The following is a 25,567-nucleotide window of genomic DNA, read 5'->3' on the forward strand; positions in this document are numbered from 1 at the left end:
GTGAATAGGCGGGGAAATGTGCCGAATGGGTCTCTATTTGTTTAAAATACAAGCGGTGTAAGCCGCCGGAGTGCCCATCGGTGCAGTCGCCCCGCCAGACTGCGGATTAAGACAGCTTAATCATCACCATACCCGCCAAGAGCAAGAGCAAACCGATCCAGCCTTTATAGTTCAGCCGTTGATTAAACAGAATCCAACCGGCAGCCACGGTAGCCGCGATACCAAACCCGCCCCATAACGCATAAGCCACTGACAGCTCAATACCTTTCACCGCTTGCGCCAAGGCGCTGAATGCCCCTAACACCGACAATAGCGACAAGATACCTATCCATACCCGGCGAAAACCGTCCGACATTTTCAGCAGGATATTAGCAATAATCTCAAGAATGACCGCCAGGATCAGAAACGCAATATGATAAAACTCAAGCTGCTGCATGATGCTCACCTGAATTTCGGCTCGAACTGTTTGGTTTGTTCGGCTTACGAGTCCCTGATTTCACTAACATGATGCCGCCGACCAAGGTGACTAAACCGGCTATTTTCAGCGGTGAGAGGCTTTCATCAAACCACAGCACACTGAATACGGTAATAATCAGAATACCAATCCCTTCCCACAGCGCATAAGCCACACCCAACGCCACTTTTTTAACCGCCAACGCCAGCAGGATATATGAGCCAGTTATCATAAAATACATCACAATATGCCCGGTCATCTCACCGCTCATACTGGCGTATTTCATTGATAAGGTGCCGATAATCTCTGCAACAATCGCTAAACCTAAGAATATCCAATAAATCATCATTCTTCTCCTAACACGCACAAACGCACGCTAAGGTCTATTTGTTACGGTTATCCTCACGTAGCCCCTCAATTCACAGGGATCAGACGTGTGCAGGCCGTAAGAAATAGAAACTCACTTGGCGTATAAATTTTTAACTAAAATGGGAGAAGAAAGACGCTATAGCTCGCTGCACCAGTGATGCTCACTGGCCAAAATGGCTGACAGGAAGAGTTGACAGGTAGAAGGTTTGAAAGTGATTCCATTAATTTTCATCATAATATATCTCTTTTTTTTAGCCACACGCGCTTTAGCTACATTCTTGTATGCTAAAACCAGTGTGATACGCCTAAAACCCTCATCAAATTAGAATAATTAACTACGCTAGTTTTACCACAGCCGATTTTAGAAAGCAAACCATCAATTTAATAAATACTTTAAAAAAAGAGATTAAAAAATAATAAGTTAGGGATTTCAAAAAAACAAAACCCCTGTATGACAGAGGTTTTATTTTCAGCAAAAAAGCGCGGATTCTCCCGTCAGCTCAGGGAGTTACCACGGTTTATGCCGTTGCACCCGCTACGGCTTGTTTTGCTAATTCTGTAATGCGAGCGTAGTCACCTTTTTCCAACGCATCCGCAGGAACCAACCATGAGCCACCGATACACAACACGCTTTTCAGTGCCAGATAATCACGATAGTTGTTAGGTGTAATACCGCCAGTTGGGCAGAAACGCACTTGTGAGAATGGGCCGCCAATGGCTTGCAACGCTTTCACACCGCCATTAGCTTCCGCCGGGAAGAATTTGAACTCACGCAGGCCATAGCTCATACCCAACATCAGTTCTGAAACCGTGCTGATCCCTGGAATCAATGGAATAGAACCTTCAGTGGCAGCTTTCAGAAGTTCATCTGTTAGCCCTGGGCTAATGGCAAATTGCGCGCCCGCCTCAACCACATCCGCTAACTGTTGCGGGTTAAGCACAGTGCCGGCCCCCACAATAGCCTCAGGAACTTCTTTCGCAATGGCACGAATAGCCTCAACAGCACAAGCGGTACGCAACGTGACTTCCAACACCCGAACACCACCTGCCACTAACGCTTTCGCCAGCGGCACTGCCTGCTCAAGCTTATTAATCACAATCACCGGGACAACGGGACCTGCGGTCATGATTTGTTCTGCGCTCGTTTTCCAGCTTTTCATCAGTTGTTTTCTCCACTTATGCCGATTGGCATGTACTCACCCGAAGGTGTCAGTTGAAATATGGCAGGCAGAATAATGACTCCTGCCTTCTGCCTGCCATAAAGAATCACCATGCGGGCCAGCGCAAGCGCGGTTCAAAGTGGTTTACAACCAATTTGTCTCTCGCTTGCCGCCTTCCTGCAACTCGAATTATTTAGGGTATAGTCATAACCTAAATATTTATTCGAACTCATTCCATGAACGACCATCACGAGTGATCATGGCAACAGATGCAACTGGCCCCCATGTCCCGGATTGGTAAGGCTTAGGCGCTTCATTATCAGCAGCCCAGGCATCCATGATGGAATCGACCCACTTCCAGGCTTCCTCAACCTCATCACGGCGTACAAACAGTGCCTGAATGCCGCGCATGGTTTCCAGTAACAGACGTTCATAAGCGTCAGCAATATGCTGTTCGTTAAAGGTTTTAGAGAAGCTAAGGTCAAGCTTGGTGGTTTGTAAGCGGTGTTTGTGCTCAAGGCCTGGCACTTTATTCAGCACTTCAATTTCAATGCCTTCATCCGGTTGTAAACGAATGGTCAGCTTGTTTTGGGGTAATTGCTGATAAGATTCACGGAACAGGTTCAGCGCGGGGTTTTTAAAGTACACCACCACTTCAGAGCATTTACTTGGCAAACGTTTACCGGTTCTGAGATAGAATGGTACACCGGCCCAGCGCCAGTCATCGATATCGACACGAATGGAAACGAAGGTTTCGGTATTGCTGCTCTTATTCGCGCCTTCCTCTTCCAAATAGCCCGGCACTTTATTGCCCTGCACGAAACCTGCGGTATATTGGCCACGAACCGTAGTTTCACGCACATTAGTGTGATCAATACGGCGCAGAGAGCGCAGCACTTTCACTTTTTCATCACGGATACGGTCGGTGCTCAAGTCCGCAGGCGGCGACATGGCAATCATGGTCAGAATTTGCAACAGATGGTTCTGGATCATGTCACGCATCTGTCCCGCCTGATCAAAATAGCCCCAGCGCCCTTCAATCCCCACTTCCTCAGCAACCGTGATCTGCACATGATCAATCGTGCGGTTATCCCAGTTTGATGCAAACAAAGAGTTGGCAAAACGCAACGCTAATAAGTTCAGCACGGTTTCTTTGCCGAGATAATGGTCGATACGGTAAACCTGACACTCGTTGAAGTATTCAGCAACCTGGTCGTTAATTACCCGCGAAGAGGCTAAATCTTTCCCTAACGGTTTCTCCATGACCACGCGCGCCGGTTCTTTATTAAGACCCGCTTCACCCAAGCCTTTGCAAATTGCACCAAAAGTATTAGGCGGCATGGCGAAATAGTTGATAGTGGTGCGATTTTTTTGGTCTAACATTTTGCCCAATTTGGCAAAGTGTTTGCTGTCATTGACGTCTAAATTACAGAAGTCGAGACGTGAACTGAGTTTTTCCCACAGTTCGTCATCCAGCTTCTCTTTCATAAAGGTATCGAGGGCTTCCTTTACCACGGCTGTGTACGCGTCTTTATCCCAATCGGCACGGCCTACGCCGATAATCCGAGTATCAGGGTGGATGTGACCCGCTTTCTCTAATTGGTAAAGGGAAGGCAGCAGTTTGCGGCGAGCCAGGTCCCCTTTAGCGCCGAAAATCACCAGATCGCACGCCTGGGCTGCCTGGGCTGTATTAGTTACCGCCATGTTATTCTCCTCGTTGCAGGATATTTGTAATTTTCTTACATTACTAATGTACTCTCTTTGACCATAGCCAGTAAACCCAGATAAAATCGGTTCAAAAAAGCTCAAAAAACACCCTCCTAAGCGCCAGGCCGCGTCAAATCAGGCGGCGCTTGCTAGAAATGTAATTTTATGACGTTTTTGACAACTATTTACCATTATGAAAATTAGACACAGGTCATATTCTGATGAAAAAGCCTTACTTACCATCAGATGCCACTGCCAACGGGTACCAGCTCGTAGTATATTTTCATTAAACCGACATAGATTTCTCCTTTAAATGCAATCGGCAAAACCCATGGGTGGCTCTCGCAATATGAATACGCTGGAAAATATCCAAAATAATCTGGACCTCCTGAGCAAATCGGAAAGGAAAGTCGCTGAGGTGATCCTCGCCTCCCCACAAACTGCCATCCATTCAAGCATTGCCACACTCGCCAAAATGGCCAATGTCAGCGAACCGACGGTTAACCGTTTTTGCCGCCGTCTGGATACCAAAGGCTTCCCTGATTTTAAACTGCATTTGGCACAAAGTCTGGCGAATGGCACACCTTATGTAAACCGCAATGTCGAAGAAGATGATAGTGTAGCCGCTTACACGGGGAAGATTTTCGAGTCGACGATGGCCAGCCTCGATATGGTGAAAACCAATTTAGACATCGCGGCCATTAACCGAGCGGTGGATCTATTGACACAAGCGAAGAAAATTTCGTTCTTTGGCTTAGGGGCATCCGCCGCTGTAGCCCATGATGCAATGAATAAATTCTTCCGTTTCAATATCCCAGTTATATATTTCGATGACATCGTGATGCAACGTATGAGTTGCATGAACTCCAGTGAAGGGGATGTGGTAGTGTTGATATCACACACTGGCCGGACAAAAAGCCTGGTAGAACTGGCACATTTGGCGCGTGAAAACGATGCCACCGTGATTGCCATTACCTCGCGTGATACCCCACTCGCTAACGAGGCTACGCTCTCTCTGCTATTAGATGTGCCGGAAGATACCGATGTTTATATGCCGATGGTATCCCGTATCGCCCAATTGACCTTAATTGATGTGCTGGCAACCGGGTTCACTCTACGTCGGGGAGCGAAATTCAGAGATAACCTGAAGCGGGTTAAAGATGCATTGAAAGAGTCGCGCTTTGATAAAAGTTCATCATCAGTCAATAGTAGCGAATAGTGGTAGCACTAAAATGGTGACGGCGGCAGAAATGGCATTGTTTTGTGTTAGCGCATCTTCTGCCCGAATAATTTGACGTATTATCTGAAAATGATCATTGTCATAACTCAGGTAAATATTATCTGAGCAGATAGGGATAAATAGCTCGCTTTTGTAATGTTGTCATTGATGCTCTATGAGCCGACAAATTGGGCCATAGAACACATCAATCGTTTTACATCCGCAAGCGGATAACATGTATGAGGTCATGTGGCGGTAAACATGTAGTCATAAAGCATGTCATCGTAAAATAAGCCCGTTTCACACTCAGGTTTATTATCCGCTGTTTTAACAACACCATGCTTCACCAGTCAACGGAGTAAGAGATGTCCAGACGGCTTAGAAGGACTAAAATTGTTACTACACTGGGGCCAGCTACTGACCGCGACAATAATCTGGAAAAGGTTATTGCTGCAGGTGCGAACGTAGTCCGCCTGAACTTTTCCCACGGTAGCGCTGAAGATCATGAATTGCGGGCCAAAAATGTCCGTGAAATCGCCGCCAGATTAGGGCGTCATGTAGCGATTCTGGGTGATTTGCAAGGTCCTAAAATCCGTGTTTCTACCTTTAAGGAAGGCAAAGTTTTCCTTAACATCGGTGATAAATTCCTGTTAGACGCCAATATGGCGAAAGGCGAAGGCGACAGAGAAAAAGTCGGTATCGACTATAAAGGATTACCTGCTGATGTGGTTCCCGGCGATATCTTGTTACTAGACGATGGCCGCGTGCAGTTGAAGGTTATCGAAGTTCAGGGCATGAAAGTCTTTACTGAAGTCACCGTTGGCGGCCCACTCTCTAACAACAAAGGTATCAACAAGTTAGGAGGAGGTCTTTCCGCTGAGGCACTGACCGAAAAAGATAAAGCCGATATTATTACCGCAGCCAAGATTGGTGTGGATTTCCTGGCAGTCTCTTTCCCACGTACCGGTGAAGATTTAAACTACGCCCGTCGTTTGGCCCGTGATGCAGGCTGTAATGCAAAAATCGTCGCCAAAGTGGAGCGGGCAGAAGCCGTTGCCAGCGATGAAGCGATGGATGACATCATTCTGGCCTCCGATGTTGTTATGGTGGCGCGTGGTGATTTAGGCGTTGAAATTGGTGACCCTGAGCTGGTTGGTATTCAGAAAAAACTGATTCGCCGCGCTCGTCAACTGAACCGTGCGGTTATCACCGCAACTCAGATGATGGAGTCAATGATAACCAACCCGATGCCAACCCGTGCTGAAGTCATGGACGTGGCCAACGCGGTGCTGGATGGCACCGATGCGGTAATGTTGTCTGCCGAAACCGCCGCAGGTCAGTACCCGGCGGAAACCGTTGCGGCGATGGCAAAAGTTTGCCTGGGCGCTGAAAAAATCCCAAGCATCAATGTGTCAAAACATCGCCTGGATATGCAATTTGATAATGTCGAAGAAGCTATCGCGATGTCGACCATGTATGCGGCAAACCACCTAAAAGGTATCACTGCGATTATTGCCATGACCGAGTCAGGCCGTACCGCACTGATGATGTCGCGTATCAGCTCCGGCTTACCGATATTCGCCATGTCACGCCATGTACACACCTTAAATCTGACCGCCATCTACCGTGGTGTGACACCGGTATTCTGTGATACTCATACCGACGGTGTTCTCGCCGCGACTGAAGCGGTTAACTGTTTGAGAGATAAAGGCTTCCTGGTGTCTGGCGATCTAATTATTGTCACTCAGGGCGATGTGATGGGGACGATTGGCACCACCAACACCAGCCGCATCCTGCGTGTTGAATAATTTATTTTAAGCGACTAAAAGCAAAAGGCCCGCTACTGGTAGCGGGCCTTTTAAATTCAAACCGGGTAAGGGTTACTACGGTTAGATATCCCTACGAACATAAGGCTCTATCTCACCCTGTTTGCGGGTTTTCAGCAGCTTAAGAATCCAGGTGTATTGTTCTGGATTCGGCTTAACCAACAATTCAACCTCTTCATTCATCCGGCGCGCAATATAGGCATCGTCTGCATCGGCCAAATCATCCATCGGCGGACGAATATAGATATCAAGGCGGTGCTCACGATAGTTATATACCGGGAACATCGGCACGATTGCAGCACGGCAGACTTTCATCAAGCGGCCAACCGCTGGCAATGTCGCTTTATAAGTCGCAAAGAAATCAACAAACTCACTTTGCTCAGGGCCGTAATCTTCATCAGGTAAATAGTAACCCCAGAAGCCTTGGCGCACTGAGCTAATAAAAGGCTTAATACCACTTTCACGCGCATGGATACGACCGCCAAAGCGCAAACGCGCACTATTCCATAAATAATCCACCAACGGATTGCGCTGATGGTGGAACATACCGGCCACAGGTTTGCCCTGCTCGGCCAAGAGCATCGCTGGAATATCGATAGACCACGCATGGGGCACCAACAGAATAACATTACGCTCCTGTTGTTGCAGCCCGTCCAAAATCTCCAGTCCATGCCAATGAACACGAGACAACACTTTTTTGGGATCACGAAAACAAAGTTCTGCCATCATCATTAACGGTTGTGCGGCAGTGGCAAACATCTGATCGATAATATGTTCGCGTTCGGCTTCCGGTAGTTCTGGCATACAATAAAGCAGGTTAATTCGGGCGCGACGACGGGCGCTTTTGGCAAACTTTCCGGCAAGGCGACCAATGCCGGCTAACAGAGGATCACGGAATTTCGGCGGCACATACGCCATCACCGCCATTGCACCAGCACCTAACCACACTCCCCAAAAACGTGGGTGCAGGAACGATTTTTGAAATACCGGAATAAAACCAGCTGCGTCGTTTTTTTCTTTATGCATGGGAAACTCTTGGAATTGGCGATGGGCTAATTATATACCGCTGGGTATAAACACGCCGGTAGCACAGGGCTACCGGCGTGTTGTTAATCCAGTTGCAACTGCGGAATGACCTGTTTGGCAAGCGCCAGATATTCGCTGCGGTCTTTACCGCTTAACCCTTCTGAACGCGGTAACTTGGCGGTCAATGGGTTAACTGCTTGCTGATTCATCCAAAATTCATAATGCAGATGCGGGCCTGTTGAACGGCCGGTGTTACCTGATAATGCGATACGGTCACCACGTTTTACTTTTTGGCCTGGCTTAACCAATAACTTTTTCAAATGCATATAACGTGTGGTGTATTGGCGACCATGACGGATAGCGACGTAGTTTCCCGCCGCCCCACTGCGTTTAGCAATGACAACTTCACCATCACCAACAGCCAATACAGGTGTGCCAACAGGCATCGCAAAATCCACCCCTTTGTGCGGTGCAATACGCCCGGTCACTGGGTTAATTCGGCGCGGATTGAAGTTAGACGAAACGCGGAATTGTTTGATGGTAGGAAAACGCATAAAACCACGCGCCAGACCAGAACCCTGACGGTCATAGAATTTACCGTCCTCGGCGCGGATAGCATAATAATCTTTACCGCCAGTGCGCATACGCACCCCGATTAATTGGCTTTGTTCACTGCGCCCATCCAGCATTTCTCGTGACATTAATACCGAAAACTGGTCACCTTTGCGCAGTTTGGCGAAGTCCAATTGCCATTGCAATGCTTTGGTTACAGCACGAATTTCCGCGCCAGTTAGCCCCGCTTTTTTGGCGCTGGTAACAAAACTACCGTCAAGACGCCCGGTAAGAACGCTGTTACTCCACTCACCTTTCTGCAATTCTTTGGTTTCTTTGAAGTTATTTCCGACACGATCATAAGTGCGGGTTTCACGGCGAGAAACTTCCCACGTCAAACGCTGCAAATCACCGGTGTCATTGACGGTCCAGGAGATTTGCTGCCCTATCTTTAAATTTCTCAGATCACGGTTTTGCGTTGCTAACAGGGAAACATCAGAAATATCAATACCATACTGGGTAAGAATGCTGCTCAGGGTATCCCCAGTGGAGACAACATACTCATGGACGCCAGTTTCGCTGACATCTTTGGCATCTAACTCATCTTGCGGAATCTCATCATCCGGCGAAGGTTGATCGATAGGTTCACTGGCTTCAGGCAACAAAATGCGGGTTTGAGTGGTATCTAATACCACACTTTTAGCGATAGGCTCATGATCCGAATGATAGACAAATGGCCGCCAAACAACGGCGGCCAGTGTCATTACGGTCAGCGACCCCAACATAATACGATGGGGGCGTGGGAGATTGTTATACGCCAAGGTGATAGTTCTGACTATCTGCTGCACTTATGAGTATCCTTTTAATCTTACTTCAGGCAGCTCACGTATTGGTTAGACAACTGAGACATAAAGTTCACATAGCTGTCCTTGCCTAATACTATGCCACTCCCCAATGGATCCAAGGTGCCTGAACGCACGTTAGTTCCTTTGGCGACAGCATTAATGACGGCTGGCCTGAATTGTGGCTCAGCAAAAACGCATACCGCTTTATGCTCAACCAACTGTGTTCGAATTTGATGTAAACGCTGCGCACCAGGCTGTATTTCGGGATTGACTGTAAAATGCCCCAACGGGGTTAAGCCAAAGTGTTTTTCAAAGTAGCCATAGGCATCATGAAAAACGAAGTATCCCTTACCTTGGGCAGGCTTTAGCATAGTAGCAATATTTTTTTCATTTTGCGCTAGTTGATCCTCGAATCGGCGCAGGTTTGCATCTAATTTGTCCTTATTTTGTGGCATAAGTTCCAATAATCTGTCGTGAATAGCAATTGCGGATTGTTTAGCAATGGTTGGGGACAACCAAATATGCATATTTAGTTCGCCGTGATGATGCTCGTCACTGTGATTATCTTTAGCATGATCATGGTCATGCCCCTCACCTTCCCCTTCAGCTTCATCATGTTCATCACCCTTCATCAACAACGGCGTGACCGACGGCAATTGCGCAAGGGCTAGCTTTTTATTATCAGCAAGTTGCGTTAGCGGCTTTGACAAAAATGCTTCCATTTCCGGCCCAACCCAGATAACCAGGTCAGCGCTACGTAACCGCTGGACATCTGATGGGCGCAGGGCATAATCGTGTGGCGATGCGCCATCGGGCAGTAATACTTCTGTTGGCAAGATGCCATCAGTAATAGCAGAGGCAATAAAACCCAACGGACGCACTGATGTAACGACCGCAGCAGAAGCAACACTTAATGGGTTAGCGATTAACATTGCACTGGCCAACATTGCCCGTGCCAGCCACTTATTTTTATGTAACATAATACGAATTCTCGACGTTTCAATAGGGAAAGCGTAATATTATAACATTCACTCGGTTCTGCAAACGTAATCATAATGTCCACACTGGTAACTCTTAATAAGATATCCGTCACTTTTGGTAATCGGCGGGTGCTCAATGATATTTCCCTTTCTTTGCATCCAGGGAGAATCCTTACCCTGCTTGGGCCAAATGGCGCAGGCAAATCGACCTTGGTTCGCGTGGTATTAGGGCTTATTGCCCCTACCAGCGGTTCGGTTATTCGTGAGCCGGGTTTGCGCATCGGTTATGTTCCGCAAAAACTCCATTTAGATGCCACCTTGCCACTCACGGTTAGCCGCTTCATGCGGTTAAAACCGGGCGTCAAAAAAACAGAAATTCTACCCGCACTACAGCGGGTACATGCGGCACACCTGTTGGATCAACCGATGCAAAAGCTGTCTGGCGGGGAGAACCAACGTGTATTACTGGCCAGAGCTTTATTAAATCGGCCGCAGTTGTTGGTGTTGGACGAGCCGACCCAAGGTGTTGATGTCAATGGGCAACTGGCACTGTATGACCTGATTGAACAATTACGCAAAGAGCTAGGGTGTGCCGTTTTGATGGTTTCCCATGACCTGCATTTGGTCATGGCTAAAACCGATGACGTGTTGTGCCTCAACCAACATATCTGTTGCTCCGGCACGCCGGAGGTGGTTTCAACTCACCCCGAATTTATTGCCATGTTTGGTAACCGTGGTGCCGAGCAGTTAGCAGTATATCGTCATCACCATAATCATCGTCACGATTTGCACGGAAAGATTATTTTGAAAAACAGCGGGAGTCGTGACGCATGATTGAGTTATTGCTGCCCGGCTGGTTAGCCGGTGTATTGCTGGCAACGGCAGCTGGCCCATTGGGATCTTTTGTTGTTTGGCGTCGGATGTCCTACTTTGGCGACACACTGGCTCACGCTTCTTTACTGGGTGTGGCATTTGGCTTACTGCTCAATGTGAATCCGTTTTATGCCGTCATTGTAATGACAATGGTGCTGGCCTTGATTCTGGTTTGGCTGGAACGCCGCCCGCAACTGGCGGTTGATACACTGCTGGGGATCATGGCTCACAGCGCCCTTTCGCTCGGTTTGGTGGTTGTCAGTTTGATGCATAATGTGCGTGTCGATCTCATGGCCTACCTGTTTGGTGATCTGCTGTCGGTGACGCTAAGCGATATCTGGCTGATTGCAGGCGGCGTGGTGGTGGTTTTAGCTGTGCTGTGCTGGCAATGGCGCGCACTATTATCGATGACCATTAGCCCTGAGCTGGCGCATGTGGATGGGGTTAATTTAGAGCGAGTGCGGATGCTGCTGATGCTGGTAACCGCGCTGACCATCGGGTTGTCGATGAAATTTGTCGGTGCGTTAATTATCACATCACTGCTGATCATTCCCGCTGCTGCCGCTCGCCGATTTGCCCGCACACCAGAACAAATGGCGGGTATCGCCATCGGTATTGGTATTGTTGCTGTGACCGGTGGTTTAACATTCTCAGCCTTTTACGACACCCCAGCCGGGCCTTCAGTGGTGCTTTGTGCGGCAGCCATGTTTGTACTGAGTTTGTCGCAAAAAGCGCGCGGATAATCATGTTATTAACCAGGGCTTATTGTCTTAAGCCCTGTTCATCTCCTTTAATTACACACGTCTTTGATTCCCCTGCCTGCTATAACAATTACCTACTGTATTATTGCCTTCCGTTTATTAAAAAAGCGTTAATCATCAATTCTGATTTTTATATTTTAATTAGTGTGATCAACCACAAATACAGCCAATCGGCAGTGTAATACCCTGATAACCAATCAAACCAATGAGCAATATGACGTTATGCAGAAAAGCACTGAATTTCTGTATGGGCTTGTATGCTCCCAATTGACACGGAATCATTATTCCGCAGAGGCGACCTCTCATGGATAGATCCACTACACCGGGTTTATTACAACAGCCCAAACCCTTCTTCATGATCTTCTTTGTTGAGCTATGGGAAAGATTTGGTTATTACGGCGTTCAGGGTATTTTGGCCGTTTTTTTCGTCAACCAGTTGGGATTCTCGCAAGAGCAAGCCTTCGTTACCTTTGGTGCTTTTGCTGCATTGGTTTACGGCCTGATTTCTATCGGTGGTTATGTTGGCGACCATTTATTAGGCACTAAACGCACGATGGTCTTGGGCGCTGTGGTTCTGGCTCTGGGCTATTTTGCTACCGGTTTATCCCTCTACAAACCAAACCTGATTTTCTTCGCGTTAGGGACGATTGCTGTGGGTAATGGGTTATTTAAAGCCAACCCTGCCAGCTTGCTTTCTAAGTGTTATCCACCGAAAGATCCGCGTCTTGATGGTGCATTCACTCTGTTTTATATGTCGATTAATATCGGCTCTTTGATCTCACTGTCATTGGCTCCGGTTATTGCAGAGCGTTTCGGTTATACCGTGACCTATTATATCTGCGGTATAGGTTTGATTTTTGCCCTGCTCGTGTATTTTTGTTGTCGCCATATGGTAAGCCATATCGGTTCCGAACCGGATACAAAACCCTTGAATTGGCGCTATCTACTACTTGTGCTTATCGGCAGTGCCGTCATGATATGTGTCTGTGCCTGGCTAATGAATCATGTGGTTATTGCCAATCTGGTGCTGATCGTCTTATCACTGATTGTCGTATTTATCTTTTTTAAAGAAGCGTTTAAACAGGATAAACTTGGGCGAAATAAAATGTATGTCGCTTTTATTTTGATGATTGAAGCCATTGTTTTTTACGTGTTATATGCACAAATGCCAACTTCGCTCAACTTTTTCGCTATCAATAATGTCCATCACGAGATCCTCGGTTTTACCATCAACCCAGTCAGCTTCCAGGCGCTAAATCCGTTTTGGGTGGTGGTCGCCAGCCCAATTCTGGCCTCAATCTATACCCGTTTGGGCAGTAAAAAACGCGACTTGTCGATGCCAGCTAAATTTACTTTAGGCATGTTTTTATGTTCGCTGGGTTTCCTCACTGCGGCGGCTGCGGGAATGTGGTTTGCGGATGCGCAAGGTCTAACATCACCTTGGTTTATTGTTCTGGTTTATCTATTCCAAAGTCTTGGGGAATTGATGATAAGCGCCCTCGGTCTGGCGATGGTGGCAGCATTAGTACCACAATATCTGATGGGGTTCATTCTGGGCATGTGGTTCCTGACTCAGGCGGCCTCATTCCTGATTGGTGGCTATGTAGCTACCTTTACCGCAACACCTGAAGGCATGACGGACCCACTTGAAACCTTACCTATCTATACGGATGTGTTTGGCAAAATTGGCATGGTCACACTGGTGATTGCGTTGGTTATGGCGCTACTTATCCCGTGGCTTAACCGAATGATTAATACCTCTGGCACTGAACCCGCCACTGTCTGACAGCCCTACCCGCCAGGGCTTGGCGAATGCCAGCCCTGCATCAAAAAGACTCACTCTTCGCGGGCGATACCAAAGTGTTTATAGGCATGGTTGGTGGCAATCCGCCCGCGCGGTGTACGCTGAATAAAACCTTGTTGGATTAAATACGGCTCCAGCACATCTTCAATGGTTTCCCGCTCCTCGCCAATCGCGGCTGCCAGGTTATCCAATCCTACCGGCCCACCCATAAATTTATCGATAACGGCCAGCAATAATTTACGATCCATAAAATCGAAGCCTTCAGCATCGACATTCAGCATATCCAGTGCTTTCATCGCCACATCGCCATTGATAGCGCCATCGGCCCGCACCTCAGCGAAATCACGCACACGACGCAACAGGCGGTTAGTAATACGCGGGGTTCCTCTGGAGCGGCGAGCCAGTTGGTGCGCCCCTTCAGCCGTTAGTTCTAGCCCCAGACACTTGGCACTGCGCGCGACGATATGTTCTAAATCGGCCACCTGATAAAATTCAAGACGCTGCACAATACCAAAGCGGTCACGCAGCGGAGAGGTTAAAGAACCGGCGCGGGTGGTGGCACCAATTAAGGTAAACGGCGGAAGGTCGAGTTTGATGGAACGTGCAGCCGGGCCTTCACCAATCATGATATCCAGTTGATAATCTTCCATTGCCGGATAGAGGATTTCCTCAACTACTGGTGACAAGCGGTGGATTTCATCAATAAACAACACATCGTGCGGTTCGAGATTGGTTAGCATCGCGGCTAAATCACCGGCTTTTTCCAATACCGGCCCTGACGTGGTACGCAGATTGACCCCCATTTCATTGGCAACAATATTAGCCAATGTGGTTTTACCCAACCCCGGAGGCCCGAATATCAGCACATGGTCCAGTGCATCACCACGCTGCTTTGCCGCCTGAATAAAGATTTCCATTTGTTCGCGAACATGCGGTTGCCCGACATATTCAGCCAACAGTTTCGGACGGATAGCCCGGTCAATGCTCTCTTCATCACTGATAACACTGGCAGAGATCAGGCGGTCTGCTTCAATCATCTTTTATAACTCACTTTATAATGCGGAACGCAGCGCATCGCGGATCAGGGTTTCACAATCGGCACCTGGCTTGGCAATTTTGCTCACCAGGCGGCTGGCTTCTTGTGGTTTATAACCCAGAGCCACCAGTGCAGAAGCGGCTTCCGCTTCGATATCGGCATCTGAGATTTGTGACGAGTTGCTGGCAGGCAACTGGATATCACCGGTATTATTGAACAAGTCACCATTGAGGCCTTTAAAGCGGTCTTTCATTTCAACCACCAGCCGTTCGGCCGTTTTCTTGCCAACACCCGGTAATTTTACTAGCGTGGTGATATCTTCGCGTTCAACCGCAGCCACAAACTGTTGCGCTGACATTCCGGAAAGAATGGCCAGCGCCAGTTTTGGCCCGACGCCGTTCACTTTAATCAGCTCACGAAACAGCGCACGCTCCTGCTTATCATTAAAACCGTACAGCAGTTGAGCATCTTCTCGCACCACAAACTGGGTAAAGATAATGGCTTCCTGCCCCACATCAGGTAGCTCATAAAAACAGGTCATGGGTAATTGGACTTCATAGCCAACACCGTTTGTTTCCAGCAGCACCAATGGCGGCTGTTTTTCCAGAATGATACCTCTGAGACGCCCTATCACGTTGACTCTCTCCTCGTTTACCCACATTCGGGTATAAACATAATGGCTGTTTATAGCATAAAAAAGGCTGGATGGATATCCAGCCTACAATAACAGTTAACCTGCTCGCATTAAAATATGGGTTAACGAATTCTGCCGCGAGCCAACGTCATTTGGTCATTGCCTAATCGCTGCGTATTTTGGCTCAGATGGCAATGGGTGATAGCAATTGCCAGTGCATCCGCAGCATCTGCCTGAGGGTTGGCGGGCAGTTTTAACAGTGAGCGCACCATGTGTTGCACCTGGCTTTTTTCCGCCGCACCGGTGCCTACTACCGTCTGTTTAACCTGACGAGCGGCATATTCGGAAACCGGTAAATTCAGGTTTACCGCCGCAACAATCGCCGCGCCTCGCGCCTGCCCCAGTTTTAACGCTGAGTCAGGGTTCTTCGCCATAAACACTTGTTCGATAGCAAAAAAATCAGGTTGGAACTGAGTGATAATTTCAGTGACACCTGCATAAATCAGTTTCAGGCGAGTCGGCATGTCGTCAACTACCGTGCGGATACAGCCACTGCCCAGATAGATGAGTTGACGACCTTGTTGGCGAATAACGCCATAACCGGTGACACGAGAACCGGGATCAATGCCTAAGATGATCGCCATGCCTGTTTGTTTACCTTGTTTGCCGCATTGCTTCTCAACGAGATAACGTTCGGTGAAATCGTTGGATAAAGGCATTACAGCCACACAAAATCTGTAATACCTCTAAAACACTGGCCACATCGCGCGGCCAGAGATGATGATAAATCGCGTTAAAGAGTCGAATCAAACCACGCTGCGTTACAACGTTGCAGCCACTTCATCAGAGATTTCACCGTTATGGTAAACCTCTTGCACATCATCAGAATCTTCCAGCATATCAATCAAACGCAGCAGTTTTGGCGCGGTTTCTGCATCCAGTTCAGCTTTGGTTGATGGGATAAGAGAGACTTCAGCGCCCTCAGCAACCAGACCGGTGGCATCCAGTGCATCTTTCACCGCGCCGAGAGATTCCCAGGCAGTAAATACATCGATAGCACCATCATCATAGACCAGGATATCGTCAGCACCCGCTTCCAGTGCTGCATCCATCACCGCATCTTCTTCCAAACCCGGTGCATAGGAAATAACACCTTTTTTGGTGAATAGATAAGAAACCGAGCCATCAGTTCCCAGATTACCACCGGTTTTGGTGAATGCATGGCGAACTTCAGATACGGTACGGTTACGGTTATCACTTAAGCATTCAACCATTACGGCAGTGCCGCCTGGGCCATAGCCTTCGTAAATGATGGTTTCCATATTGTTATCTTCATCACCACCCACACCACGAGCAATTGCGCGGTTCAGGGTGTCGCGCGTCATGTTATTTGACAGCGCTTTATCGATAGCCGCACGTAACCGTGGGTTCGCACCAGGATCACCACCACCCAGACGTGCAGCGGTCACCAGCTCACGGATAATTTTAGTAAAAATCTTACCGCGCTTGGCATCCTGTGCCGCTTTGCGGTGTTTTGTGTTGGCCCATTTACTATGACCTGCCATAAATAAGTATCTCCAAAATAGCCTAACTAGACTGAATAAAGAACGTACTCTTCAATCGCTTGCTGATTACTCCAGGACTTGGTCAATGCTGCAGCGTCCGCAGCATCTAGCCACTGGTAAGCAAGGTGTTCGGTAATCACAACATCCCGCTCTTCGGGTAACGCCAAACAGAACCAATGTTCTTTATTGCGCGTAACACCCGGCGCATAGCGACGGCGCAAATGCACAAAGAGTTCAAATTCCACACAGCGCTGGCAGTCGAGCAGCTCCAGATTTTCACCCGGTATATCAATGCCGACTTCTTCCTTTACTTCGCGCTGCGCGGTTTGCAACGGCGTTTCATCACCTTCCAGACTGCCGGTGACCGACTGCCAAAAATCAGAGTCATCCCGCCGTTGCAACATCAACACCCGGCCACTGTTTCTGGCGTAGATCACCGCCAAAATAGACTCAGGCCGCTTATAATTCATTACTGATTCTCTTCTGCCGCGCTATCAGTGGCCCCTTTCTTCGCTACCACGCTGATAGACAGCTCTTGCAGTGAAGCAGGATTGGCAAAACTTGGCGCATCCGTCATCAGGCAAGCCGCAGCCGTGGTTTTCGGGAAGGCAATAACATCACGAATGTTATCAGTACCGGTCAACAGCATCACCAGACGATCCAAACCAAAAGCCAGGCCTGCATGGGGTGGGGTGCCGAATTTCAAGGCATCCAGCAGGAAGCCAAACTTCTCGCGCTGTTCGTGTTCATTGATACCCAGAATACCAAACACTTGTTGCTGCATTTCAGTGCGGTGAATACGCACCGAGCCGCCGCCGACTTCATAACCGTTGATGACCATATCGTAAGCATTGGCAATCGCGGTGGTCGGTGCCGCAGCCAACTGCTCCGGACTCATGTCTTTAGGCGCAGTGAACGGGTGATGCATGGCAGACAAGCCGCCTTCGCTATCATCTTCGAACATCGGGAAGTCAACCACCCACAGCGGCGCCCAGGTGTTCAAGTGGGTCAATGCCAGATCACGGCCCACTTTCAGGCGCAATGCGCCCATCGCATCTGTCACCACTTTATAACTGTCGGCACCAAAGAACAGGATATCGCCGCTTTCAGCCTGAGTGCGGGCCAGAATCGCTTCCAGCACGTCAGCACTGAGGAATTTCGCGATCGGGCTTTGTACGCCTTCAACGCCAGCGGCACGGTCATTGACTTTCAGCCATGCCAAGCCTTTTGCGCCATAAATGCTGACGAACTGACCGTATTCATCAATTTGCTTACGCGTGACTTGCGCGCCACCCGGCACGCGCAATGTTGCAACGCGGCCTTTGGCGTCATTGGCCGGGCCAGAGAAGACTTTAAACTCGACATCTTTAACTAAATCAGCGACATCAACCAATTCCATTGGGTTGCGCAGATCCGGCTTATCAGAACCGTAACGACGCATGGCTTCAGCAAAGGTCATCACCGGGAAATCGCCCAGATCCACACCTTTGGTCTCCTGCCACAATTCGCGCACCAGCTTCTCCATCACTTCACGCACTTGGTCGGCGGTCATAAAAGAGGTTTCAACATCGATCTGAGTAAATTCTGGCTGACGGTCAGCACGTAAATCTTCATCGCGGAAGCATTTTACAATCTGATAGTAGCGGTCAAAACCAGACATCATCAGCAGTTGTTTGAACAACTGCGGTGACTGTGGCAGTGCATAGAACTTGCCTTTATGTACACGGCTTGGCACCAGATAGTCACGCGCACCTTCCGGCGTCGCTTTGGTCAGCATCGGGGTTTCAATATCCAGAAAACCGTGGCTGTCCATGAAACGGCGGACAAAACTGGTAATTTTAGCGCGCGTTTTCAGGCGATCGGCCATTTCAGGGCGGCGCAAGTCCAGATAGCGATACTTCAGGCGCTGCTCTTCGCTGTTGGTCTGATTAGAGTCCAGTGGCAACGGCTCAGAACGGTTAATGATATTCAGTGTATTGGCAAAGATTTCCACTTCACCGGTCGACATATCTTTATTGATTTGGCTGTCAGGACGTGCGCGCACCGTACCGGTTATCTGGATACAGAACTCATTACGCAGTTCAGAGGCTTGCTTATAAGCCGCATTCTGATCCGGATCGAAGAATACCTGTACAATACCTTCGCGATCGCGCATATCGATAAAAATCAGGCCACCGAGGTCACGACGACGATTAACCCAACCGCAAAGTGTCACTTCCTGGCCTACGTGGGACAGATTCAACTGCCCGCAATACTCAGTACGCATACAATATCCTTTTACTCAGCCGATGCCGCACGCGTTCTGCACTCCGTGCGGCTGTTTTCTGATGAGCCCTAATTGAGCCTCAGCTACTACTGTCTGGTTTACTCTTATTATCTGGTTTGTTGTTACTGCCCGGTTTGAAATCTGTCGCGTACCAACCGGTGCCTTTCAATTGAAAGCCGGCCGCAGAGATAAGTTTCGTTAACGCGGGCTGATGACACGCAGGACATTGAGTCAGCGGCGCGTCAGAAAATTTCTGTAATTTCTCTAATCGATGGTTGTAAGCGCTACACGCCCTATTTTATCCAAAAAAAGTCATATATAGGCATATATGTACAGGTATTAGGATTAAAGAGTGTTGAAAAAAGGGAGTCATTATAAAGGAAATTCGTGGCGTAGATAAGAGCGAACGCACAGCTCAGGCACGACAAAAACGTTTTCATTGCTGTTTTAACACATCATTTAACAAAATTATCCCCTCACAAGGTCTGTCCGATAACATTTGTTGGCATAAACTGGTCAACAGATGAAGTCTATCGTCCAGAATTTCTCCAATGATACCAAGGTATAACACCATGAAACTTGATGCAAAAACCACCGCATTGGTACTGATTGATTTGCAACAGGGAATTTTACCCTTTGCTAAAGCCCCTTACAGTGCAGAGCAGGTCGTCACGACCAATGCTGGCCTGGCAGAACGCTTTCGTAAGCTCGGTGCCCCGGTGGTTTTCGTGCGCGTGGGTTGGTCAGACTCATTTGCTGAAGCACTGAAACAACCGGTCGATCAGCCCAGTCCAAGTCCGGCCAGTGGTTTACCTGAGTCATGGTGGACTTTCCCGCCAGAGCTGGCGGTGACAGATAGCGATATCAAAGTGATAAAACATCAATGGGGGGCGTTTTACGGTACCGATTTAGATTTACAACTGCGTCGTCGCGGGATAAAAACCATCGTATTAGCCGGGATTGCCACTAATATTGGCGTTGAATCCACCGCCCGCGCCGCCTGGGAGCACGGTTATGAGCTGGTGATTGCAGAAGATGGTTGCAGCACCGAGAACAATGAGATGCAGCAATTCGCAGTTGAAAAAATCTTCCCCCGCATCTCCCGCGTACGCAACAGCACCGAGATCCTTGCAGCCCTGAGCGTGTAACGTTAAATTTGTGCTAACTGCGACTTGTAGCGCCAAGTTAAGAAGAGTTTACCCAAATTAATTGGTGTTACAGCTAGGCAGCAAATGAATAAATCCCGATGAGCTGACGTTGGTCAGTGATTCGGGTGCGTGAATGCAGCTAACAACGCTGTAGCGCCAAGTAAGAAGGGTAAAAGATGTATATAGGACTGCCTCAATGGCAACACCCAACCTGGAACCGATTGGGTATCAAGGACTTGGCTGATTACAGTCGCTACTTTAACTGTGTTGAAGGGAATACTACTTTTTATGCACTGCCACGGCTGGAAATAGTACAACGCTGGCGCGATATGACGCCCGATAACTTCCGCTTTTGCTTTAAATTCCCGGCGACAATCAGCCATCAAGCGGCTCTGCGCGACTGTGATAAAGATTTGCAGGCCTTTTACCAATGTCTGTCCCCGCTGCATGATCGGATTGGACAATTATGGGTACAGCTACCCGCCGCTTTCGGGCCAAATGACCTCAATCGTTTATGGCAATTTATTGATAAATTGCCGGCGGGTTTCCATTATGGCGTGGAAGTGCGTCACCCAGAATTTTTGGCCAAAGGTGATGCCGAACGCGCGCTCAACCAAGGCTTACACCAGCGAGCAGTCAATCGAGTGATGCTTGATAGCCGCCCTATTCATGCGGCAAAACCGTCAACCGCTGCGGTGCGTGATGCGCAAAGTAAGAAGCCACGTTTGCCGGTTCATGCCGTGGTCACCGCCGGCCAGCCTCTGGTGCGGTTTATTGGTGGTGACCAACTGGATGATAATCTGGCGCTATTTTCACCGTGGATGCAGAAACTGCCCTTGTGGGCACAGCAATATCAACCTTATGTCTTCATCCACACCCCCGATAACGGTGACTCGCCACAGCAGGCACAGAAGATTTGGCAGCACCTGGCCGCGCTGATACCAACATTAGCCGCACCACCGGATTGGCCTGAGCAAGAGACACTGTTTTAAGTTCATCTTTCCAGACACTAAACACAACCTAAAGAAATGACATTCTGTCCATTTTTCTAGCGACAGTAACCCAGTGTGCGGTTATCATTATTCGGCCGGTCTATGTTGGGCAATGGAGTTGAAAATGGTTAGCTCGCTTTATGTGGTGTTGGGCGCACTGTTATTGATCAAGCTTTCATTTGATGTGGTTAAATTGAGAAACCAGTACCGAGTCGCTTATGGCGACGGTGGCTTTTATGAATTACAGACCGCCATCCGTGTACATGGTAACGCTGTAGAATACATACCTATTGCTGTCATTTTGCTCATTATGATGGAAATGAATGGTGCCGAGACCTGGATGATCCATATTTGCGGATTAATGCTGATAACCGGTCGCCTGTTGCATTATTACGGTTTGCGTCATCGTGAGATTCGCTGGCGTCGCTCGGGGATGAGTGCCACTTATGTTTCTTTGGTTTTAATGGTTATTGCAAATACTTACTATTTACCTTGGGATCAAGTTTTTAGTTTGACCTGATCCGCGTCGCAGTACCTGCTCTGTTTATCTGTATTCTACGTTCAGGCATCCAGAACAACCGCAAGTCCGGGCGGCTTATGGCCGCCTTCATGATTAATCCTCACTGACTAAAACCACTTTATCGCGCTTATTTGTACGGCTTCCTGCTCTTATTGGTGCCACTTTCTGCTATAGTATGCGGCTTAAATTTCTTGTTTATTCCAAAGACAGTCATGCCAAACCGCGACACTCAATCTCAAAACGATGCGCAACAGCCGTCTGAGGCTATAAAGCCACTGCATGACAGCTTATTTGCGGCACCTATTGCCAAATTAGGTGACTGGACCTTCGACGAAAAAGTCGCTGAAGTGTTCCCCGATATGATCCAGCGCTCGGTCCCCGGCTATTCCAATATTATTTCGATGATTGGCATGTTGGCAGAGCGTTTTGTGCAACCCTATAGCCAGGTTTACGATCTTGGCTGCTCGCTCGGTGCAGCAACACTGTCAATGCGTCGCAACATAAAAGCAGACGGTTGCAAAATCATCGCAGTAGATAACTCACCGGCGATGGTTGAGCGCTGCCGACGTCACATTGATGCTTTCCGCGCAGATACGCCGGTTGAGGTAGTTGAAGCTGATATTCTGGATGTCCGGCTGGAAAATGCATCCATGGTGGTGCTGAATTTTACGCTGCAATTCCTTGAACCGGCCAATCGCCAACGCCTGCTTAATCAGGTCTATCAAGGGTTACGCCCCGGCGGTGCGCTGGTGTTATCTGAAAAATTCAGCTTCGACGATAGCGATGTCGGCGAATTGCTGTTCAACATGCACCACGACTTTAAACGCGCCAATGGCTACAGTGAATTAGAAATCAGCCAAAAACGCAGCATGTTAGAAAATGTTATGCTGACCGACTCCGTAGAAACCCATAAAAAACGCCTACATCAGGCCGGTTTTGAACACGCAGAAGTATGGTTTCAGTGTTTTAATTTTGGTTCACTGATTGCCCTGAAAGCAGGGGAGGCGCAATGATAGATTTTGGCGATTTTTACCGGCTGATTGCCAAAGGCCCATTAAGCCCGTGGCTAGACACCCTGCCCGCCCAACTTAGCGCCTGGCAGCGTGAATCGCTGCATGGCAAGTTCAAAACCTGGTTTAATGCCGTAGAGCATCTACCCCAACTTACCCCTACCACGTTGGAGTTACGTGATGGCGTGCGTGCTGACATGTCCCCGCCAATTTCCGCCGGTCAGCGTGAAGGCATGGAGAATATGCTGCGCACGCTGATGCCGTGGCGCAAAGGCCCCTTCTCTTTGTACGGGTTAGATATTGACACCGAATGGCGTTCCGACTGGAAATGGCAGCGGGTATTGCCGCACATTAGCCCACTGGCAGGTCGCACTATTCTGGATGTCGGCTGTGGCAGCGGATATCACTTATGGCGCATGATTGGCGAAGGTGCCCACCTGGCGGTGGGAATCGATCCCATGCAGCTATTTTTATGCCAGTTTGAAGCCATTCGCAAACTGTTAGGGGGCGACCAGCGCGCGCATTTACTGCCATTGGGCATTGAGCAACTGCCCGAATTAGCGGCTTTCGACACGGTGTTCTCAATGGGGGTGCTTTATCACCGTCGTTCACCACTGGATCACCTCTATCAGCTTAAAAATCAGCTCGTTAGCGAGGGTGAATTAGTGCTTGAGACGCTAGTGGTTGAAGGCGATAGTCAGCAGGTATTGGTGCCAGGTGATCGTTATGCCCAGATGCGGAATGTGTACTTTATTCCGTCAGCGCCAGCCTTGAAAGCCTGGTTGGAGAAGTGCGGGTTTGTTGATGTCAGAATCGTTGATAGCGCAGTGACGACCACTGAAGAGCAGCGCCGTACCGATTGGATGACCAGCGAATCATTGGCTGAATTCCTTGATCCGCAAGACCCGAGTAAAACCGTGGAAGGCTACCCGGCCCCACTCAGAGCGGTATTAATCGCTCGTAAGCCGTAACGCGTAAACGCCCCGACTTGATAGGCCGGGGCGTTCTAATCAGGCTATAGCGTTAAGCTCGCAGGTTCTAAGCACTGCGTGAAAGTGGCGTGCCCATTACCAATAAACTCTTCATCGCCTCAACCACTTCGCCATCCACACAGTAATGAGCGAATTCATCGACATCACTGTCTGCGCACATGGTGACACCGGCTTTACGGTATTTCATGGTCGATGGAATGGTGCGGCCAGCAGAACTGTGCAACTCGCGAATACCCGCATCAATAAATTTCTGCATATTAGTCAAACGAACCCCGGCACCAGCCATAATAACCGGCCCACTGCATTGCGTCGCGGCAACCAAATCTTTCAGTAAGGATAAACCCAACTCTGCGTTCTGCTGCTGGCCAGAGGTAAGAATACGTGCAACGTTCAAATCGGCCAGTTGTTGTAACGCGATCATCGGGTTTTGGCACATATCAAATGCACGATGGAACGTGACAGCCAGTGAGCCACTGAGGGACATGATTTCCCGCATCCGTGGCATGTCAATATGGCCGTCAGTATCCAACACCCCGACAACGACGCCGGCAAACCCCAGATCACGAATCCGGGCAACGTCATTTTTGATGATAGCAAAATCATTATGGCTATAACAAAAATCACCACCGCGAGGCCGCACGATCGGATGAACCGGTATCGTGATGGTTTCTCTGGCCTGCATTAATGCACCGACGCTAGGCGTTAACCCCCCTTCAGACTGACCGCAGCATAATTCAATCCGGTCGGCTCCTGCCTTTTCTGCTATTTGCGCGCAATCGACGCTATAGCAACAAATTTCCAATATAGTCATTTTTTCCCCCGTTTGACGGATCTTACTGCGACAGTGGGTGCCCCTTGCTATCTGGGATATATAAACCACCTAACAATTTCGCTACTGAATGAAACAAATATCGAATGACAATTTTCAATCTAAAAATAATTTCACATTAAATCGACAACCGCACTCACTCAGCCATGCTGAAGTGTTGACTATGGCACTCATTTTAAATTTATGAGTAGACGTCAGTCACAGGGACAACCATAAGTGATAATCAATATCGAAATAAATAACCCATAGACGTTAGCGACACTGCTCGCTGGCGACAATCTGACGCAACGTATAAGGGTGAAATTTAATCGTTATCTGACCATCTGTGACAGCCAATGTCGGGTTTGGCAATCGCTCATCCTCCCCTTGCGGCGAACTAAACTTTACGCTAACGCCTGCGGGCAATTCATCGGGTAATAGCGCGCGGGCGCGTTGCATCAGGGTTTGTGCATCTCCTGGCAAGACTAACTCAATGTGCTCCCACCCCTGATGAGGATAATGGGTTTTGCCCGGATAAGGCAATTCAACACAATCAATCTGCCACGGCCCAACAACCAGAGGCTGTGCTAAATCGAACAAGCAAATTGACCGACCATTAATTTGTGTCTCGGACATCAAATAACCACAATGTTGTAATCCACGACGCCAACGCTCGGCAGTTTCAGTTTGATGGCACCGCAATGAAATATGGTCAGCCTGGAATTGTGCCAAATCCAGTTTTAATTTAGCCGCGAAGCGCGACAGTTTTTGCTCAAACCGGGGTTGGTCTGTTAATAAGTCCTGCAACTCAGCGATATCTTTCAGGGCGCGCATCTGACTCTCCATGCTGATGGGTATTTAGGGATTTTAAGCGGCTATAATTTACCTTTATTCCAACGCAGCAGCCATGTTTTATCTAAGCGTTTCTTTATTATGGATTATGTATTGCTAATAAAATCACCACTTGGCTTGAGTTTAATGCTCTGCAAAGACCTGATGCTGACGTCGATAATCAAATAT

Annotated in this window: 26 protein-coding genes; 10 read left to right on the top strand and 16 right to left on the bottom strand. The window is 48.5% G+C overall.

Annotated elements, in window-relative coordinates:
* Positions 1–106 precede the first annotated feature (106 nt).
* The 4 genes from mdtI to zwf form a co-directional block, all read right to left on the bottom strand.
* Positions 107–436 carry a multidrug/spermidine efflux SMR transporter subunit MdtI gene (mdtI, locus tag AT01_RS02840; protein ID WP_042546001.1) on the bottom strand — a complete coding sequence of 110 codons (330 nt, stop codon included), beginning with the start codon at positions 434–436 and terminating at the stop codon, positions 107–109.
* Entirely contained in the window at positions 423–800 is a 378-nt protein-coding gene (mdtJ, locus tag AT01_RS02845; RefSeq protein WP_042546002.1) for a multidrug/spermidine efflux SMR transporter subunit MdtJ, read from the bottom strand. Before mdtJ ends, mdtI begins: the two co-directional genes overlap by 14 nt.
* Before the next feature lie 541 nt (positions 801–1,341).
* The gene (locus AT01_RS02850) at positions 1,342–1,983 is read right to left on the bottom strand and encodes a bifunctional 4-hydroxy-2-oxoglutarate aldolase/2-dehydro-3-deoxy-phosphogluconate aldolase (RefSeq protein ID WP_042546003.1); all 642 of its coding nucleotides are present in this window, start codon (positions 1,981–1,983) and stop codon (positions 1,342–1,344) included.
* Positions 1,984–2,202: 219 nt separating this feature from the next.
* Positions 2,203–3,687: a glucose-6-phosphate dehydrogenase gene (gene zwf / locus AT01_RS02855; RefSeq protein ID WP_004699040.1), complete on the bottom strand. Its 1,485-nt coding sequence runs from the start codon at positions 3,685–3,687 to the stop codon at positions 2,203–2,205.
* Positions 3,688–4,039: 352 nt separating this feature from the next.
* On the opposite strand from zwf, the gene AT01_RS02860 reads away from it, so the two are divergent.
* The gene (locus tag AT01_RS02860) at positions 4,040–4,909 is read left to right on the top strand and encodes a MurR/RpiR family transcriptional regulator (protein WP_042548467.1); all 870 of its coding nucleotides are present in this window, start codon (positions 4,040–4,042) and stop codon (positions 4,907–4,909) included.
* Positions 4,910–5,274: 365 nt separating this feature from the next.
* Positions 5,275–6,717 carry a pyruvate kinase gene (pyk, locus tag AT01_RS02865; protein WP_004699036.1) on the top strand — a complete coding sequence of 481 codons (1,443 nt, stop codon included), beginning with the start codon at positions 5,275–5,277 and terminating at the stop codon, positions 6,715–6,717.
* An 81-nt stretch (positions 6,718–6,798) separates the two neighbouring features.
* Here the strand turns inward: pyk and lpxM are convergent, their stop codons facing one another.
* From lpxM to znuA, 3 genes are all read right to left on the bottom strand, one after another.
* Complete coding sequence (gene lpxM, locus AT01_RS02870) at positions 6,799–7,761, bottom strand: lauroyl-Kdo(2)-lipid IV(A) myristoyltransferase (RefSeq protein WP_042546004.1); 963 nt, start codon at positions 7,759–7,761, stop codon at positions 6,799–6,801.
* Between the two features lie 83 nt (positions 7,762–7,844).
* The gene (gene mepM, locus AT01_RS02875) at positions 7,845–9,161 is read right to left on the bottom strand and encodes a murein DD-endopeptidase MepM (protein ID WP_042546005.1); all 1,317 of its coding nucleotides are present in this window, start codon (positions 9,159–9,161) and stop codon (positions 7,845–7,847) included.
* Positions 9,162–9,181: 20 nt separating this feature from the next.
* Positions 9,182–10,138: a zinc ABC transporter substrate-binding protein ZnuA gene (znuA, locus tag AT01_RS02880; protein ID WP_042546006.1), complete on the bottom strand. Its 957-nt coding sequence runs from the start codon at positions 10,136–10,138 to the stop codon at positions 9,182–9,184.
* A 75-nt stretch (positions 10,139–10,213) separates the two neighbouring features.
* Here znuA and znuC point away from each other — a divergent pair, with 75 nt between their 5' ends.
* The 3 genes from znuC to dtpB all read left to right on the top strand — a co-directional run bounded on the left by znuC (position 10,214) and on the right by dtpB (position 13,558).
* Positions 10,214–10,972 (top strand): zinc ABC transporter ATP-binding protein ZnuC, encoded by a 759-nt coding sequence (gene znuC, locus AT01_RS02885; protein WP_004699029.1) that lies wholly within the window; start codon positions 10,214–10,216, stop codon positions 10,970–10,972.
* Positions 10,969–11,754 carry a zinc ABC transporter permease subunit ZnuB gene (gene znuB / locus AT01_RS02890; RefSeq protein WP_042546007.1) on the top strand — a complete coding sequence of 262 codons (786 nt, stop codon included), beginning with the start codon at positions 10,969–10,971 and terminating at the stop codon, positions 11,752–11,754. The genes znuC and znuB overlap by 4 nt, the downstream gene beginning before the upstream one ends.
* 322 nt (positions 11,755–12,076) lie before the next feature.
* Positions 12,077–13,558: a dipeptide/tripeptide permease DtpB gene (gene dtpB / locus AT01_RS02895; protein ID WP_042546008.1), complete on the top strand. Its 1,482-nt coding sequence runs from the start codon at positions 12,077–12,079 to the stop codon at positions 13,556–13,558.
* A 50-nt stretch (positions 13,559–13,608) separates the two neighbouring features.
* On the opposite strand, the gene ruvB is transcribed toward dtpB, so the two are convergent.
* The 7 genes from ruvB to AT01_RS22160 form a co-directional block, all read right to left on the bottom strand.
* Positions 13,609–14,613: a Holliday junction branch migration DNA helicase RuvB gene (gene ruvB / locus AT01_RS02900; protein ID WP_042546009.1), complete on the bottom strand. Its 1,005-nt coding sequence runs from the start codon at positions 14,611–14,613 to the stop codon at positions 13,609–13,611.
* Between the two features lie 15 nt (positions 14,614–14,628).
* Positions 14,629–15,246: a Holliday junction branch migration protein RuvA gene (ruvA, locus tag AT01_RS02905; RefSeq protein ID WP_042546010.1), complete on the bottom strand. Its 618-nt coding sequence runs from the start codon at positions 15,244–15,246 to the stop codon at positions 14,629–14,631.
* A gap of 122 nt (positions 15,247–15,368) precedes the next feature.
* Positions 15,369–15,890 carry a crossover junction endodeoxyribonuclease RuvC gene (gene ruvC, locus AT01_RS02910; RefSeq protein ID WP_042548468.1) on the bottom strand — a complete coding sequence of 174 codons (522 nt, stop codon included), beginning with the start codon at positions 15,888–15,890 and terminating at the stop codon, positions 15,369–15,371.
* 177 nt (positions 15,891–16,067) lie between these two features.
* Positions 16,068–16,811 carry a YebC/PmpR family DNA-binding transcriptional regulator gene (locus AT01_RS02915; RefSeq protein ID WP_042546011.1) on the bottom strand — a complete coding sequence of 248 codons (744 nt, stop codon included), beginning with the start codon at positions 16,809–16,811 and terminating at the stop codon, positions 16,068–16,070.
* A 26-nt stretch (positions 16,812–16,837) separates the two neighbouring features.
* Complete coding sequence (gene nudB / locus AT01_RS02920; RefSeq protein WP_042546012.1) at positions 16,838–17,281, bottom strand: dihydroneopterin triphosphate diphosphatase; 444 nt, start codon at positions 17,279–17,281, stop codon at positions 16,838–16,840.
* Positions 17,281–19,077, bottom strand: coding sequence for an aspartate--tRNA ligase (aspS, locus tag AT01_RS02925; protein WP_042546013.1), 1,797 nt, complete (start codon positions 19,075–19,077; stop codon positions 17,281–17,283). Before aspS ends, nudB begins: the two co-directional genes overlap by 1 nt.
* Before the next feature lie 79 nt (positions 19,078–19,156).
* Positions 19,157–19,312 (bottom strand): FmdB family zinc ribbon protein, encoded by a 156-nt coding sequence (locus tag AT01_RS22160; protein ID WP_235427281.1) that lies wholly within the window; start codon positions 19,310–19,312, stop codon positions 19,157–19,159.
* A gap of 337 nt (positions 19,313–19,649) precedes the next feature.
* Between AT01_RS22160 and AT01_RS02930 the strand changes: the two genes are divergently transcribed.
* From AT01_RS02930 to cmoB, 5 genes are all read left to right on the top strand, one after another.
* The gene (locus tag AT01_RS02930) at positions 19,650–20,225 is read left to right on the top strand and encodes a hydrolase (protein WP_042546014.1); all 576 of its coding nucleotides are present in this window, start codon (positions 19,650–19,652) and stop codon (positions 20,223–20,225) included.
* Between the two features lie 176 nt (positions 20,226–20,401).
* Positions 20,402–21,217, top strand: a complete 816-nt coding sequence (locus AT01_RS02935) for a DUF72 domain-containing protein (protein WP_042546015.1) — start codon at positions 20,402–20,404, stop codon at positions 21,215–21,217.
* A gap of 124 nt (positions 21,218–21,341) precedes the next feature.
* Entirely contained in the window at positions 21,342–21,737 is a 396-nt protein-coding gene (locus AT01_RS02940; protein ID WP_042546016.1) for an MAPEG family protein, read from the top strand.
* A gap of 212 nt (positions 21,738–21,949) precedes the next feature.
* Positions 21,950–22,750 (top strand): carboxy-S-adenosyl-L-methionine synthase CmoA, encoded by an 801-nt coding sequence (gene cmoA, locus AT01_RS02945; protein WP_042546017.1) that lies wholly within the window; start codon positions 21,950–21,952, stop codon positions 22,748–22,750.
* The gene (gene cmoB, locus AT01_RS02950) at positions 22,747–23,718 is read left to right on the top strand and encodes a tRNA 5-methoxyuridine(34)/uridine 5-oxyacetic acid(34) synthase CmoB (protein WP_042546018.1); all 972 of its coding nucleotides are present in this window, start codon (positions 22,747–22,749) and stop codon (positions 23,716–23,718) included. The genes cmoA and cmoB overlap by 4 nt, the downstream gene beginning before the upstream one ends.
* 67 nt (positions 23,719–23,785) lie before the next feature.
* On the opposite strand, the gene cutC is transcribed toward cmoB, so the two are convergent.
* Both cutC and AT01_RS02960 read right to left on the bottom strand, forming a co-directional pair.
* Positions 23,786–24,550, bottom strand: a complete 765-nt coding sequence (gene cutC, locus AT01_RS02955) for a copper homeostasis protein CutC (RefSeq protein ID WP_042546019.1) — start codon at positions 24,548–24,550, stop codon at positions 23,786–23,788.
* Between the two features lie 270 nt (positions 24,551–24,820).
* Complete coding sequence (locus tag AT01_RS02960; protein ID WP_042546020.1) at positions 24,821–25,381, bottom strand: VOC family protein; 561 nt, start codon at positions 25,379–25,381, stop codon at positions 24,821–24,823.
* Positions 25,382–25,567: the final 186 nt, after the last annotated feature.

It is taken from the genome of Yersinia aldovae 670-83 (assembly GCF_000834395.1).
Lineage (GTDB): Bacteria > Pseudomonadota > Gammaproteobacteria > Enterobacterales > Enterobacteriaceae > Yersinia > Yersinia aldovae.

Bases quoted from the DNA above. Each gene is read 5' to 3' on its own strand.
- AT01_RS02850 (WP_042546003.1), bottom strand. From the start codon at position 1,983: ATGAAAAGCTGGAAAACGAGCGCAGAACAAATCATGACCGCAGGTCCC.
- znuB (WP_042546007.1), top strand. From the start codon at position 10,969: ATGATTGAGTTATTGCTGCCCGGCTGGTTAGCCGGTGTATTGCTGGCA.
- aspS (WP_042546013.1), bottom strand. From the start codon at position 19,077: ATGCGTACTGAGTATTGCGGGCAGTTGAATCTGTCCCACGTAGGCCAG.
- ruvB (WP_042546009.1), bottom strand. From the start codon at position 14,613: ATGATTGAAGCAGACCGCCTGATCTCTGCCAGTGTTATCAGTGATGAA.
- mdtJ (WP_042546002.1), bottom strand. From the start codon at position 800: ATGATTTATTGGATATTCTTAGGTTTAGCGATTGTTGCAGAGATTATC.
- zwf (WP_004699040.1), bottom strand. From the start codon at position 3,687: ATGGCGGTAACTAATACAGCCCAGGCAGCCCAGGCGTGCGATCTGGTG.
- AT01_RS02960 (WP_042546020.1), bottom strand. From the start codon at position 25,381: ATGCGCGCCCTGAAAGATATCGCTGAGTTGCAGGACTTATTAACAGAC.
- AT01_RS02935 (WP_042546015.1), top strand. From the start codon at position 20,402: ATGTATATAGGACTGCCTCAATGGCAACACCCAACCTGGAACCGATTG.
- mdtI (WP_042546001.1), bottom strand. From the start codon at position 436: ATGCAGCAGCTTGAGTTTTATCATATTGCGTTTCTGATCCTGGCGGTC.
- pyk (WP_004699036.1), top strand. From the start codon at position 5,275: ATGTCCAGACGGCTTAGAAGGACTAAAATTGTTACTACACTGGGGCCA.
- znuC (WP_004699029.1), top strand. From the start codon at position 10,214: ATGTCCACACTGGTAACTCTTAATAAGATATCCGTCACTTTTGGTAAT.
- nudB (WP_042546012.1), bottom strand. From the start codon at position 17,281: ATGAATTATAAGCGGCCTGAGTCTATTTTGGCGGTGATCTACGCCAGA.
- znuA (WP_042546006.1), bottom strand. From the start codon at position 10,138: ATGTTACATAAAAATAAGTGGCTGGCACGGGCAATGTTGGCCAGTGCA.
- ruvC (WP_042548468.1), bottom strand. From the start codon at position 15,890: ATGGCGATCATCTTAGGCATTGATCCCGGTTCTCGTGTCACCGGTTAT.
- AT01_RS02940 (WP_042546016.1), top strand. From the start codon at position 21,342: ATGGTTAGCTCGCTTTATGTGGTGTTGGGCGCACTGTTATTGATCAAG.
- AT01_RS02915 (WP_042546011.1), bottom strand. From the start codon at position 16,811: ATGGCAGGTCATAGTAAATGGGCCAACACAAAACACCGCAAAGCGGCA.
- cutC (WP_042546019.1), bottom strand. From the start codon at position 24,550: ATGACTATATTGGAAATTTGTTGCTATAGCGTCGATTGCGCGCAAATA.
- AT01_RS02860 (WP_042548467.1), top strand. From the start codon at position 4,040: ATGAATACGCTGGAAAATATCCAAAATAATCTGGACCTCCTGAGCAAA.
- AT01_RS02930 (WP_042546014.1), top strand. From the start codon at position 19,650: ATGAAACTTGATGCAAAAACCACCGCATTGGTACTGATTGATTTGCAA.
- cmoB (WP_042546018.1), top strand. From the start codon at position 22,747: ATGATAGATTTTGGCGATTTTTACCGGCTGATTGCCAAAGGCCCATTA.
- cmoA (WP_042546017.1), top strand. From the start codon at position 21,950: ATGCCAAACCGCGACACTCAATCTCAAAACGATGCGCAACAGCCGTCT.
- dtpB (WP_042546008.1), top strand. From the start codon at position 12,077: ATGGATAGATCCACTACACCGGGTTTATTACAACAGCCCAAACCCTTC.
- lpxM (WP_042546004.1), bottom strand. From the start codon at position 7,761: ATGCATAAAGAAAAAAACGACGCAGCTGGTTTTATTCCGGTATTTCAA.